The sequence below is a fragment of the Mesorhizobium sp. M0991 genome, from assembly GCF_040318915.1.
Classification (GTDB): domain Bacteria; phylum Pseudomonadota; class Alphaproteobacteria; order Rhizobiales; family Rhizobiaceae; genus Mesorhizobium.
In genome coordinates, this window is record NZ_JAMYNE010000002.1 from 252,947 (window position 1) to 265,675 (window position 12,729).

A 12,729-nucleotide genomic window follows, 5' to 3' on the forward strand; every position below is an offset into this window, starting at 1 on the left:
TTGCAACATCGCAAGATCGTCGTGGTTCTGAAGGGCTATCCGCGGCTGTCCGAAACCTTCATCGCGCAGGAACTCCTTGGTCTTGAGCGTGCGGGGTTCGACCTGATACTCGTCGCGCTCAGGCGGCCGACCGATGAAAAACGCCACCCTGTGCATGACGAGATCAAAGCGCCCGTCCATTATCTGCCAGAATATCTGCATGAAGAGCCGCTGCGCGTGCTTCGCTCGCTGTTTGCCTATCTGCTGCGGCCGGGCTTCTGGCGCGCGCTCGGATCGCTGGCTGCCGATATGCCCCGCGACTTTACGCGCAATCGCGCGCGCCGCTTCGGGCAAGCGCTCGTGCTGGCGGCCGAGTGGCCGGAAGACGCGGGCTGGCTGCATGCACATTTCGCGCACACACCGGCATCGGTGACGCGCTATGCCAGCCAGCTTCGTGGCCTGCCCTGGAGCTGCTCGGCCCATGCCAAGGACATCTGGACTTCGGCCGACTGGGATCTGGCTGGGAAGCTTTCCTCGGCGCGCTGGACGGTCACTTGCACGAAAACCGGCTTTGACCGTCTGAAAAAACTCGCTAACGGCAACTCGTCTGTGCATCTGAGCTATCATGGGCTCGACCTTGATCGCTTCGGCAGTTTCAGCGAGGCGCGAAAGCAGCATGACGGCTCGGCGCCGGACGAACCCGTTATCGTTCTGAGTGTCGGGCGCGCCGTTGAAAAGAAAGGTTACGACACGTTGCTGGAGGCCCTTGCCCTCTTGCCCGGTGATTTGGCGTGGCGTTTCGAGCATATCGGCGGCGGCGAGGAACTGGAACGGTTCAAGGCGCTGGCGCAAAAGCTCGGCCTGGATGGTCGAGTCTCTTGGAAAGGCGCGCTTGCGCAGGAGGAGGTGCTTGAGCACTACCGCCGCGCCGACATCTTCGCCCTGGCCTGCAGGATCACTGCAAATGGCGACCGGGACGGTCTGCCGAATGTTCTGGTGGAGGCGGCTAGCCAGCGGCTTGCCTGCGTGTCGACCGATATTTCCGGCGTGCCGGAGCTTTTATCGCCGGATGAAACCGGGCTGCTGGTTCCGACGGAAAACCCAATTGCCCTGGCACAGGCGCTGGAGCGCCTGATCCGTGATCCCGTGCTGCGCGACCGCCTCGGCGACGCCGCAGAGCGGCGCGTGCGCGGCAATTTCGATCATATGGCAAGCATTGGACAGCTCAAGGAACTGTTCGAGCGGGAGTGGCGGGCCGCCGAATGAAGCGGCTGCGCGCTTTCTTCTATGTCCAGCACCTGCTCGGTATCGGCCATCTCGCGCGCGCCAGCCGCATTGCGGCGGCTCTGGTCGATGACGGGTTTGACGTAACCGTCGTGACCGGCGGAGCGCCGATCGCCGGGTTTCCGGGACCCGGTGTAAAATCTGTAACCCTGCCACCTGTCACCTCCGGTGATGAAGGATTTTCCGGACTTGTCGACCTGCAAGGCAAACCCATCGACGATGATTTCAAGAAATGGCGTTCAGAGATGCTGCTGCAGGCATTCCGGGATTGCAGGCCTGATATCGTCATTGTCGAGGCGTTTCCATTTGGACGCCGGCAGATGCGTTTCGAACTCTTGCCGCTGATCGAGGCCATCGACGCGACGTCGCCCAGACCGCTGCTGGCGACGTCCGTCCGTGATATCCTTCAGGAGCGCGTCAAGCCGGGCCGAAACGAGGAAACGGTCGATCTCATCAACAGGCATTTCGACCTTGTTATGGTCCACGGCGATCCGGCTTTCGCAACCATCGACAAGACATTTCCACTGGCTGGGGCGATCAGGGCCGAGGTCACCTACACAGGGCTCGTTGCCGCGCCGCCCTCGCCCGCGGCCTCCGAGCGCTTCGACGTTCTGGTGTCGGTTGGCGGCGGGGCTGCCGGAAAGAGCCTTGTCAGCTCCGCCATCGCAGCGGCGCAGGATGCCAACAACGCTTGGAAATGGTGTTTGATCACCGGCCCAAACCTGCGGAAAGACGAGTTTGACGCGATCGCACGCGATGCCACGCCGGGCCTGTCCATCTTCCGGTTCCGCGAGGATTTCGCTAGCCTGCTGACCGGCGCGTGCCTGTCAGTCTCGCAGGCGGGTTACAACACGGTCTGCGATGTCCTGCGCGCGGGTTGTCGCTCCCTGCTGGTTCCATTCACAGCCGGCGGGGAAACCGAACAGACGGTTCGCGCCCTGATGCTCGAAGAACTCGGTCTTGCAACGGTGCTGATGGAAAAGGACCTAACGCCTGAAGGTTTGGTGCAAGCGATCGAACAGGCGCTTGTAGGACCGACGCCATCTGCGCATCGTCTCGATCTGGAAGGCGCGCGTCGCTCCGCGCAAATCCTGCACGAGCGATATCGAACATGGTCCCTAAAAGTGGGGCCCGGTTTCGGAAAAGTTCATGATCAAACAGACGATAGATCCTAGAGCGGTTCATCGTTTCACGCAGAACCGCTGTATCTCTTTGTTTTGATGCAATTCCGGACGGAAAACCGTTTCACACTTTTCCTGGAATTGCTCTAACGCGCGTCGCGTCTGGTGAGATTCGTACGACGCGCTTCAAGTCCTGTTTTTATGCATGTCGTTGTCCCAAAACCGCTACGCACTTTTGGGCGAAATGCATTAAACAGTTCCAATCAGCATGAAGCGCGTATAGTTTTTTGTCGGCAGTTCGCCGGAGAACCGCACCTCCCGTAGCGCCGCCATTGCTTCGAAGGCTGCAAGTGAAGCCACGCAGTTGATGTGCGTCGGCTCGCTGAAATAATCGTTCGATTGCAGCAGTACATTCGTGCCCCGCGGAAGCAGAGCAAGCCAGGCGCGCAGATCGGCTATGTGTTCGCAGCTCGTATTGACCATCAGGTCGGACCGCCCGGCCGCATAGTCGAGTGCGTACATATCTGCCGTTAGCGCCCGGAACCGGTCGCCGGCTTCCCGGTTGAGGGTCCGGGCGACCGGCGCGACTTCGGGATCGATGTCGATGCTATCGATCGCCGCGATGTCGAAGCGGGCGTCGTTGAAAAGCATTGCCGGCAATACGCCGTACCATCCACCCAGAACCCATATGCGCCCGAACCGGCCGCCGCAGCTTTCGAACAGCCTGTCGAGCGCCCACATCTTGCAGGCGACCTGCTTGTGGTTGAAGGCGTTGGCGATATCGGCCTTCGGATGCTTGGTGACGACGCGCGCCAGCCCTGCCACGAGAGGGCAGTTGACATAAGCAGCAATTCCCCGCGTGAGGTCCAAGGCTTGCTCGTGCCAGTCCATACCGGCATTGCGTGGTTGCGTGACATCCATCATATTTGTCTTGTATGTTGGGATTTCGGGCGACACAACGCAATCTTGCCTCCCGCAAGACTGTTTGATTCCGCGGACGTGATTATGCTGCAAGCCGCTTGGCTATTGCCCGGTGCCGGAGAGAGCCTGTTGCATCTGTCCGGATCATCGGCGTCCATCCACCAGCACCAGCCGCGCAGCTGCGGCCTCGTGCTGCTCAGCTATTCGCCAAAACCCTGCCGAAGCCGCGAACCGTTTGGCCAGCTGCTTTCTTCGCTGGTCAACAGTGCCCGTGTCGTTGTCATCGACCATGCGCCGGAACTGGATCGCGCCGCCTCGCGGGTCCCTTGCATCGTTGAGCGCAGGACAATGTCCGTGCACAGCAGCTTCGAACTTGTCGTTGGCGACGAAGAAATTGCCGATACGCCATTCGCCAGCAGGTGCTTTTACATCCTGCATCCTTTCAACTGAAGGGTCCGCAGTCGCATATGGAACCCAGCCTAGCCCGCTATATCTGGACGCACACCAAGAAGCAGCAGCTCTGGATATTGATGATCGTCGTGCTTTCGATGATCCCGTATTTCATGTCCTTCGACCTACCGAAGCTGATCGTCAACGGCCCGATCCAAGGTAGGGGCTTCGAGCAACCGGGCGCGACCCAGCCATTCATGAGGCTACACTATAACCTGCCGTTCATTGGAGAGGTCCAGTTCTTCTCCGGTTTTCAGCTCGATCGCACGGAGACCCTGTTTGCCCTGAGCCTCGTGTTCCTCTTGCTAGTCGTCATCAACGGCCTGTTCAAATTCTACATCAACACCTACAAGGGCCGCCTCGGCGAACGCATGCTGCGACGTATCCGCTTCGATCTGGTCGACCGTGTGCTGCGTTTTCCGCCGGTTTACTTCAAGCGGGTGAAGTCCGCCGAAGTGGCGACCATGGTGAAGGACGAGGTGGAGCCGCTGGGCGGCTTCATCGGCGACGCCTTCCTGCAGCCGGTACTGCTCGGCGGCCAGGCGCTGACGGCCATGCTGTTCATCATGATCCAGAACGTCTGGCTCGGAATGATAGCGGTCGTGATCGTGGTGATCCAGATCGTGCTCATCCCGCGAATGCGGCGGCGGCTGATCGTGCTCGGGCGCCAACGGCAGTTGACGGCGCGCGCGCTTTCGGGCCGGGTTGGCGAAATCGTCGACGGCATCGGCGCGGTTCACGTCCACGATACATCAAACTACGAGCGCGCCGACATAGCTGCCCGGCTCGGGCTCATCTTCAAGATCCGCTTCGATCTTTACCAATGGAAATTCATGGTGAAGTTCCTCAACAATTTTCTCGCGCAGCTCACGCCCTTTCTGTTCTACATGATCGGCGGGTATCTGGTCATCCAGGGGCGGCTGGACGTCGGCCAGCTCGTGGCCGTGATCGGCGCCTACAAGGACCTGCCCGGACCGATGAAGGAACTGATCGACTGGGATCAGGATCGGCAGGATGTCCAGGTCAAATATCAACAGGTCGTTGAACAGTTCACCGTCGAGGGTCTCATCGCGCCGAAAATCGGGGCATTGACGATCGACGATCCCGATCCGATGACCAGCCCCCTGTCGGCGATCAATCTGTCCATAGCAGACGATGGCGGTGCAATGCTCCTCAACCGTATCTCCCTCCAGGTCAAGCCGGGTGAGACGGTGGCGCTGGTCAGTACCGCAACAGGTGGAGCGGAGGCGCTTGCAGAAGCCTTCGCGCGGCTGAACTGGCCGGACAGCGGAAGGGTCGCTTCGGGCACCGACGACCTGCTTGAACTCCCCGAAGCAGTAACCGGCCGGCGCATGTCGTATGCCTCTTCGGATGTTTTCCTGTTCCAGGCAAGCCTCCGCGACAACCTGCTCTACGGGTTGAAGCATGCGCCGCTGACATCGGTGCCTTATGACGGTGCTGCGGCAGACCAGCACCGCTGGAACATCCACGAGGCGCGCCGGTCGGGCAATCCGGATCTTGATATCCACAGCGACTGGATCAACTATGCTTCCGCTGGCGCTACCGGCCCGCACGACCTCTTTGAAGCCGTGCGCCGGGTGCTCGACGCGGTTGTTCTGTCGCGCGACATTCTGGATCTTGGCTTGCGCTCTTCGGCCGACCTCACGCGTCACACGGAGCTTGCCAGGCGGATCGTCGAACTGCGTGCGGCGCTGCGAACCCGGCTGGAACAAGAGGGGCTGAGCGGACTGGTGGTTCCTTTCGAACCGGGCGCCTACAACAAGGAAGCAACGATCGGCCAAAACCTGCTCTTCGGCGCTGCCGCCGGCCCCGAACTGGCCGACAGGGCCCTGGCGGCCAATCCCTATTTTGCTTCTGTGCTGAGGCAAGCCGGCCTCGACCGCACGCTCTACGAAATGGGCTTGGAGATCGCCAAACAGGCGATCGAGCTGTTTGCCGACCTGCCGCCCGATCACCAGTTCTTCCAGCAGCTCGCCTTCATGAGCGCCGAGGAGATACCCGCCTACGAAACCTTGCTGCAACGGCTCAAGAACCGTCCTCACGAGGCGGTTTCGGAGAACGATCGCGCCATGATCGTCACCTTGAGCTTTGCCTACATCGAGCCCCGGCACCGCTTCGGCCTGCTGAGCGACGAGCTGATGAGCAAGATCGTCGCTGCACGCAGCCGGTTCTATGAAAACCTGCCGCCCGAACTGCACAATGCGGTCGAACGGTATGATCCTGCCAAATACATTGCCGCGGCCACCGTCATGGATAACGTCCTGTTCGGGCGTGTGGGCAACAACCATCCCGACGCGCCGGACCGCATACGCTCCATCGTCTATGACATTCTTGACGAACTGGGGCTTTATGCCGAACTTCTGGATGTCGGCCTGGACTTCAACGTCGGCTCCGGCGGCAGGCGGCTGACCGGTGGACAGCGACAGAAGCTCGATGTTGCCCGGGCCCTGCTCAAGCGTCCCGATTTTCTCATTCTCAACCGGCCGCTGTCGGCGCTCGACCAGCGCATGCAGGATAAGGTGCTGCGAAATGTGCTGGAGGAAGCCAGGTGCGACGGCCATTCGCCGGCAATTGTGTGGGTCGTGACGAATCCGGCAATGGCGATGATGTTCGATCGCGTTATCGTCTTCGACTCGGGTCAATTGGCGGAAGACGGAACACACGAGACACTTTTGGCAGGGAACGGTATCTTCAAGGAACTGCTGTCATAGAGCAACGGACATTCAGATGGGATCATTCTGCCGGTGCACGACATCGGGCTCGCCACCTTTCGCGTGGTTTGTCTCGCCATCCCGAAAAGAGAATTGATTCCATCTGGGCGTCCGTTGCTCTAGTCTGGCAAACGCGAATTTTGGGAAGGTTTGCGACAATGCTGCTCAAGGATGAAGTTGGAATGCTGCAACGCATTCCCTTGTTCTCTGCCATCGAGCCGACAAAGCTCAAGCTGCTTGCGTTCACATCCGATCGTGTCAGCTACAGCGCCGGCCAGATCCTTTTCCGGCAGGGCGATGAGGGAGACGCCGCCTATGTCATCCTTTCAGGCAGGGCGGATATTCTGGTCGATTCCGACAGCGGGCCGATAAAAGTTGCCGAACTGGAGCCAAATTCGATTGTTGGCGAGATCGCCATATTGTGCAACAGCTCCCGCACTGCCACCGTCAGAGCGGCAAGTCCGCTGGAAGTCTTGAGAATCCGCAAGGATCATTTCCTGAGGCTTATGAGGGAGTTCCCGGAAATGACCATCGAGATATTGCGGGTTCTTGCCGATCGCCTAAGCCATACGACCGCGGATCTGATCGACGCACGAAGTGCCAAATAACGAAGACGTGCGCTCGATCCTCGTCGTCGTGATGGCACTGTCCTCTTGCTGAGAAGGTCACCCGGAGAAAGCCTGTCTCGCGTAGCAGCAGTTGTTTGGCTAAGATGGGCGAAGGGGTAGCATGGTCGACGACGTTTTCCTGGTCAGGTTTTGGGGTGTCCGCGGCAGCATTTCGGTATCAGGGCCAGAATTCTCTCGCTATGGCGGCAACTCAATCTGCATTGAGATGCGATGCGGTAAGCATACGCTTCTGTTCGACGCAGGCTCTGGCCTACGGCCTGCCGGCGGGGCGCTTCAGGCGTTGGGCGTGACCGATTTCGACCTGCTGTTCACCCATTGCCATTACGATCACATCATCGGGCTGCCGTCTTTTGCGCCGATCTATGACCCGGGCGTCAAGGTTACGCTTTGGTCCGGGCATCTTGCAGGACACATGACGACCCGGCAGATGGTCGATGAGTTCATGCGGCCGCCGTGGTTTCCGGTGAAACTGGAGATCTGCAAGGCAAGCCTCGACTATCGCGATTTCGTATCCGGAGACGTGCTTCGCCCGCGCGAAGGGGTGGTGGTCCGAACCGGCAGTCTTATCCATCCGGGCGGTTGCATAGGCTACCGGGTCGAATGGGGCGGCCGCGTCGTGGCGGTGATCACAGACACTGAGCACGAGCCGGACAAACTCGATCAGGCGGTGCTCGGCCTGATCGAAGATGCCGACCTCGTCATTTACGATTGCACCTACACCGAGGAGGAAATGGAACGCCGCCGCGGTTACGGGCACTCGACATGGCAACAGGGCGTCAAGCTCTGTGAGGCGGCCGGTGCGCGCGGGCTTGCGCTGTTTCACCACGATCCGACACGCACCGACAAGGAACTGGACAAGATCGAGAAACTGGCCAAGGACAGGTTTACCGGCGCTTTTGCCGCGCGGGATGGCCAGACGCTCAAACTTCCAGTCTCATTGCGCAAAAAGCGCTGAGCTATTTTCCTCTAGAGCGCTTCACCGTTTCACAGAAACGGCGAAGCGCTCTATCTCTTTGTTTTGACGCAATTCCGGACGGAAAACCGTTCACACTTTTCCTGGAATTGCTCTACCGGCGCTGCGCCCGATCAATGTCCTGATCGGAAGCCATGCGCAGGCTTCAGTCTGTACGGTGACGGTGAACAGCCGTTCGAGGAAAAGCCAGGCCGATTCATCATGTACGAGATGATGGGTGAGCAGGCCGACCGGTTCGCCGCCATCGAATGCATGCTGCAATTGCGCGATGATAGCCTGAACCAATAGGCCGTGATCGCGGCAGCCGCGCGTGCCATGCCAATCCATGATGTCGACATTGCTGTTGATGACCGCCAGTGAAGCCCGCCTCGGCGGCCCATAGACCGACAATGCCGCAAATCCTATCGATCCAAGGTCGGATACCAAGCCGGCGTCGATCCTGTTCCAGGGTGGCACCAGCATCGGCACGGCACGTGCGCCGTGCAGGCCGGTTACGTGCGACAGCCCGCGAGCCAGATCATCGAGCACCGCCTCGCGTGGCCGATGCGCGCCGAGCTCCTGCTTTTTCTGGCCCTCGGGCGCATGATTTCGGTGCGCCCAGCCATGGATGGCGACCGTGGCATGCGGCGCCTCGTCAAGCCGAACGACAAGCTTCTCGTCGGTCAGGGCGGGAATGACGGCCAGAGTCACCGGAACCGCGAATTTACCGGTGAGGTCGAGCAGCCGATCAAGCGCAGGCGTCGGATCCACGGCGTCATCGTCGCGCAGCCAGAACTCTGCCTTACGGTCCGCCCGTTGCCGGCTCGCCAGTTCCTCCACCAAGGGTTGCCAGATCTGGTCGGATGTCATGAAACCGGGATCTTCGCGAGAAGTTCGGCCAGACGCGCCGCCGCAGCACCGAGAGAACGTTCTACGAGGATGAAACGTCTGGCTTCTGTGGCCATGATGGATCTTTCGTCGTTACGGGCCAGAAGCCTTTCAATGGCAGAAGCGAACGCCGCCACATCGCCCGGCGGGGTGAGAAACCCGGCCTGGCCATCCCGCACGACCTCCGGCACGCCGGCGATGTCCTGAGCCACAACCGGAAGGCCGGCGGCCTGTGCTTCAAGATAGGCAACGCCAAAGGCCTCGCCGAAACCCGGCCAGACGTAAATTCCCCCACTGTAGAGGACATCCGGCACGGCGGCTGGCTCAATCGCGCCAAGCCATTCGATACGGTCGGCGGGCAAGCCGGCGAATTGCGCTTTGACCTCTTCGCGGGCAGGTCCGTCCCCGACGACCGACATGGTCCAGGGCAGGTGACCGATCGAACCGAGCGCTTGCGCCAGCATGCGATAGCTTTCGACTTTGTCGCCCAGGCGCATCATGGCGACGGTAACGAGGCGCGTCGGACAACCCCGTGCCGGCGTTTCCCGGAATACCGATGTGTCGATGAAGGGCGAAAGCATGCCGAAAGCGGCGTCGGGTATCGCATCTGCCAGTCCCTGACGATCCCTTTGCGTGAAGCAGATGTTCAGCGCCGCCTGTTCGACGGCTCGCGCCACCAACGCTTGCGTATCGGCCCACAAACCGGTGTTGCGCCGCCTCGAATATGAGGCTTCCGCTGTCACATAGGGGACACCAAAGGCCAACGCCAGCTCGGGCCCGATCAGGTCGGGCGCCTTGTAATAGGGATGATAGGTGAACCACAGATCGGGCTTGCCGTCACGATCCCAAAGCCTTGCCAGCCGCGCGGCTTCCTCCCGGGCCTCGATCTTGAGCGCATCGAAACTTTTCGAATCCGGTTCGCGTAGATAGAAGCGTAATTCGGATGCCAGTTCGACGCTATGCCCTCCATGCTCCAGCGCCTTGACCAGCATCCGTGCCATCTGGCGGTCGCCGGAGGCAACGGGATGGTTGGGTGACTTTAGCGGCGCGTAGAAAGCAATTCGCATCGCCGGACCGTATCATCGGAAAGCCTGCGCAAGTCAATTTCGAAGCATGATCGACTTCACCTTCAAGCAGTGGAATGTGCTATCTGATGCTCATGGAAACAGTTGCCGCGTCCGATCCGTTTGTCGCTTCCCTGCCGGTCTTCGCAAAGTTCGAAAGCGTTGCCGATATCGATAACTATCGGCCTCTCCCCGATAACTGGGCGCTGGCCACCGCCGACATCGTCGGCTCGACCAAGGCGATCGAGGCGGGGCGCTATAAAACCGTCAATATGGCCGGCGCCAGCGTCATTTCGGCGCTGCTCAATGCGCTGGGTAGGCAAGATCTTCCCTTTGTCTTCGGCGGCGACGGCGCGCTCGTGGCGTTTCCCGGCTCGGCGCTGGAGATCACCCGCAACGCGCTGGCGGCTGTCCAGAGATGGGTGGCGGACGAACTGGATCTGACCTTGCGTGCCGCAATCGTGCCGATAAAGGATATAAGAGCGCAAGGCCTCGACGTTCGCGTGGCGAGGTTCCAGGCCTCCGATGCGGTCTTCTATGCCATGTTCGCCGGCGGTGGCGGCAGTTGGGCGGAAGCCGAGATGAAAGCGGGGCGCTACCGCATCGATCCTGCGCCGGCCGGCACGCGGCCGGATCTGACCGGCCTCTCGTGCCGCTGGAACCCGATCGAAGCCCGGCATGGCGAAATCGTCTCGATCATAGCCATACCGGGGGCGTCGCGCGACTTGCGCGGTTTTCAGTTTCTGGTTTCCGACATCATCGCCCTTGCCGGCAGGCAGGAACGCGATGGCCACCCGGTGCCGGTGAACGGGCCGGACTACAGTGTGCTGCCCGCCGGCCTCGATATCGAGGCGCGTGCCACGGCGCCGGCAGGACGGCGGTGGCTGTCGAAGCTGTGGATAGTGTTCCTGATGACGCTTACGGCCGTCACCGATAGATATGGCTGGACGATCGGCAGATTCGATCCGAAGATCTACAAACGCGACGTGGCCAGCAATTCGGATTTCCGGAAGTTCGACGACGGCTTGAAGATGACCATCGACGTTGACGCGGATGTGTTGCGACGGATCGAGAACCGGCTGAAGCAGGCGGAAGAGGCGGGCATCTGCAACTATGGCCTGCACCGCCAGAAATCGGCCTTGATGACATGCCTCGTCGCCTCGCCGCTGCAGCGCGATCACGTTCATTTCATCGATGGCGCCGCCGGCGGCTATGCGATGGCTGCCGCAAGCCTGAAGGCGAAGGTGCCGGTCTGACGGCTTGCGGACATCGATTTTCCGCAATATGCCTCGGGGTTCTTGGGACCGGTGAGCCTCGCCATGGGCGCGGACAGCCTGTCCGAATTGACGGGAAGCAGATTTTTGGACGCCTCACGATCGACATATGACCGTCTTCTGAACCGGATTTCGACGCGTGCCGCGCAAGTCGGCGTGATCGGACTGGGCTATGTCGGGCTGCCGCTGGCGGTTGCGATCGCACGCGCCGGCTTCCCGGTTTCCGGCTTCGACGTCGAAGCCCAGAAGGTCGAGAGCCTGAACAACGGCCAATCCTATATCGAGGCGGTGACGTCGACAGCCCTTGCCGGCCAGGTGGCGAGCGGACGGTTCCGCGCCACTGCGGATTTTGCCGAACTGGCCGTCTGCGATGTCATCATCATCTGCGTTCCGACACCGCTGACGAAACACCGCGAGCCGGACCTCTCCTTTGTCAGGAACACGGCAGGCACCATCGCGAAGCATTTACGTCTCGGCCAGCTGATCGTGCTGGAATCGACTACCTATCCTGGCACCACCGACGACGTGATCAAGCCCATCTTGGAAAAAACGGGCTTGCGGTCGAAGATAGACTTCTTCCTCGGCTTCTCGCCCGAACGCGAGGATCCCGGCAACCGCAGCTTTGAAGTCGCGACGATTCCCAAGGTCGTGGCAGGTGACGGCATCGAAGCGGCGACGCTCGTGCAGGCTTTCTACCAGGGCGTGGTCAAGACCGTCGTTCCGGTTTCCACCACGGCGACCGCCGAGGCGGTCAAGCTGACGGAAAACATCTTCCGCTCGGTCAACATAGCCCTCGTCAACGAGTTGAAGGTCTTGCTCGGTGCGATGGGAATCGACATCTGGGAGGTGATCGAGGCGGCAAAGACCAAGCCCTTCGGCTACATGCCTTTCTATCCTGGCCCTGGACTTGGCGGGCACTGCGTTCCGATCGATCCCTTCTACCTGACGTGGAAGGCGCGCGAATACGAACTGCCGACCCGCTTCATCGAGCTGGCGGCAGAGATCAACACGGCTATGCCGCGTCATGTGGTCGACGAACTGGCGAAGGCGCTGGACCAGCGCTGCGGCAAGGCGCTCAGCCGCTCGCGCATTCTCATCATCGGGCTCGCCTATAAGAAGAATGTGCCCGACATCCGCGAAAGCCCCTCATTGCGGCTCATTGAACTCATCGAGGAATGGGGCGGCAAGGCGGAATTCCACGATCCGCATGTTACCGAAATCCCGACCACACGGGAGCATATGGCGATCAAGGGGCGTCGCTCGGTCGAATTGACCGACGTGGCCTTGAAGGATTTCGACGCTGTCGTCGTTGCAACCGACCACGACGCGATCGACTATCAGGCGATCGCGGATCACGCTCTACTGATTGTCGACACACGCAATATTTTTGGCCGCCTCGGGCTAGCCCGAGAGACGGTGGTGAAGGCCTGACGGC

The 12,729-nt window shown here is 60.5% G+C and carries 11 protein-coding genes; 7 read left to right on the forward strand and 4 right to left on the reverse strand.

Annotation, left to right across the window (positions count from 1 at the left end):
* Both NKH70_RS05105 and NKH70_RS05110 read left to right on the forward strand, forming a co-directional pair.
* Window positions 1-1,245, forward strand: a complete 1,245-nt coding sequence (locus NKH70_RS05105) for a glycosyltransferase (RefSeq protein ID WP_352715326.1) — start codon at window positions 1-3, stop codon at window positions 1,243-1,245.
* Window positions 1,242-2,438, forward strand: coding sequence for a glycosyltransferase family protein (locus NKH70_RS05110; protein WP_353024882.1), 1,197 nt, complete (start codon window positions 1,242-1,244; stop codon window positions 2,436-2,438). Before NKH70_RS05105 ends, NKH70_RS05110 begins: the two co-directional genes overlap by 4 nt.
* Before the next feature lie 195 nt (window positions 2,439-2,633).
* On the opposite strand, the gene NKH70_RS05115 is transcribed toward NKH70_RS05110, so the two are convergent.
* Together NKH70_RS05115 and NKH70_RS05120 are read right to left on the reverse strand one after the other, a co-directional pair.
* A complete protein-coding gene (locus NKH70_RS05115; RefSeq protein WP_352715836.1) occupies window positions 2,634-3,305 on the reverse strand; it encodes a class I SAM-dependent methyltransferase in 672 nt (223 codons plus the stop codon).
* A 144-nt stretch (window positions 3,306-3,449) separates the two neighbouring features.
* A complete protein-coding gene (locus NKH70_RS05120) occupies window positions 3,450-3,743 on the reverse strand; it encodes a hypothetical protein (protein ID WP_352715329.1) in 294 nt (97 codons plus the stop codon).
* Between the two features lie 29 nt (window positions 3,744-3,772).
* Between NKH70_RS05120 and NKH70_RS05125 the strand changes: the two genes are divergently transcribed.
* The 3 genes from NKH70_RS05125 (at window position 3,773) to NKH70_RS05135 (ending at window position 8,071) form a co-directional block, all read left to right on the forward strand.
* Window positions 3,773-6,487, forward strand: coding sequence for an ABC transporter transmembrane domain-containing protein (locus NKH70_RS05125; RefSeq protein WP_352715332.1), 2,715 nt, complete (start codon window positions 3,773-3,775; stop codon window positions 6,485-6,487).
* A 158-nt stretch (window positions 6,488-6,645) separates the two neighbouring features.
* Window positions 6,646-7,095, forward strand: coding sequence for a cyclic nucleotide-binding domain-containing protein (locus NKH70_RS05130; RefSeq protein ID WP_352468857.1), 450 nt, complete (start codon window positions 6,646-6,648; stop codon window positions 7,093-7,095).
* A 121-nt stretch (window positions 7,096-7,216) separates the two neighbouring features.
* Window positions 7,217-8,071 carry an MBL fold metallo-hydrolase gene (locus tag NKH70_RS05135; protein ID WP_352912891.1) on the forward strand — a complete coding sequence of 285 codons (855 nt, stop codon included), beginning with the start codon at window positions 7,217-7,219 and terminating at the stop codon, window positions 8,069-8,071.
* Window positions 8,072-8,161: 90 nt separating this feature from the next.
* Here the strand turns inward: NKH70_RS05135 and NKH70_RS05140 are convergent, their stop codons facing one another.
* Window positions 8,162-8,938, reverse strand: a complete 777-nt coding sequence (locus NKH70_RS05140; protein WP_352715334.1) for a polysaccharide deacetylase family protein — start codon at window positions 8,936-8,938, stop codon at window positions 8,162-8,164.
* Window positions 8,935-10,023 (reverse strand): glycosyltransferase family 4 protein, encoded by a 1,089-nt coding sequence (locus NKH70_RS05145; protein ID WP_353024884.1) that lies wholly within the window; start codon window positions 10,021-10,023, stop codon window positions 8,935-8,937. Before NKH70_RS05145 ends, NKH70_RS05140 begins: the two co-directional genes overlap by 4 nt.
* A gap of 92 nt (window positions 10,024-10,115) precedes the next feature.
* Between NKH70_RS05145 and NKH70_RS05150 the strand changes: the two genes are divergently transcribed.
* Together NKH70_RS05150 and NKH70_RS05155 are read left to right on the forward strand one after the other, a co-directional pair.
* Window positions 10,116-11,276 carry a DUF3095 domain-containing protein gene (locus tag NKH70_RS05150; RefSeq protein ID WP_352468858.1) on the forward strand — a complete coding sequence of 387 codons (1,161 nt, stop codon included), beginning with the start codon at window positions 10,116-10,118 and terminating at the stop codon, window positions 11,274-11,276.
* 105 nt (window positions 11,277-11,381) lie between these two features.
* A complete protein-coding gene (locus tag NKH70_RS05155) occupies window positions 11,382-12,725 on the forward strand; it encodes a nucleotide sugar dehydrogenase (RefSeq protein ID WP_352715337.1) in 1,344 nt (447 codons plus the stop codon).
* Window positions 12,726-12,729 lie beyond the last annotated feature (4 nt).

Coding starts and splice junctions, on each gene's coding strand:
- NKH70_RS05110 (WP_353024882.1), top strand. CDS start 1,242: ATGAAGCGGCTGCGCGCTTTCTTCTATGTCCAGCACCTGCTCGGTATC.
- NKH70_RS05115 (WP_352715836.1), bottom strand. CDS start 3,305: ATGGATGTCACGCAACCACGCAATGCCGGTATGGACTGGCACGAGCAA.
- NKH70_RS05120 (WP_352715329.1), bottom strand. CDS start 3,743: ATGCAGGATGTAAAAGCACCTGCTGGCGAATGGCGTATCGGCAATTTC.
- NKH70_RS05125 (WP_352715332.1), top strand. CDS start 3,773: ATGGAACCCAGCCTAGCCCGCTATATCTGGACGCACACCAAGAAGCAG.
- NKH70_RS05130 (WP_352468857.1), top strand. CDS start 6,646: ATGCTGCTCAAGGATGAAGTTGGAATGCTGCAACGCATTCCCTTGTTC.
- NKH70_RS05135 (WP_352912891.1), top strand. CDS start 7,217: ATGGTCGACGACGTTTTCCTGGTCAGGTTTTGGGGTGTCCGCGGCAGC.
- NKH70_RS05140 (WP_352715334.1), bottom strand. CDS start 8,938: ATGACATCCGACCAGATCTGGCAACCCTTGGTGGAGGAACTGGCGAGC.
- NKH70_RS05145 (WP_353024884.1), bottom strand. CDS start 10,023: ATGCGAATTGCTTTCTACGCGCCGCTAAAGTCACCCAACCATCCCGTT.
- NKH70_RS05150 (WP_352468858.1), top strand. CDS start 10,116: ATGGAAACAGTTGCCGCGTCCGATCCGTTTGTCGCTTCCCTGCCGGTC.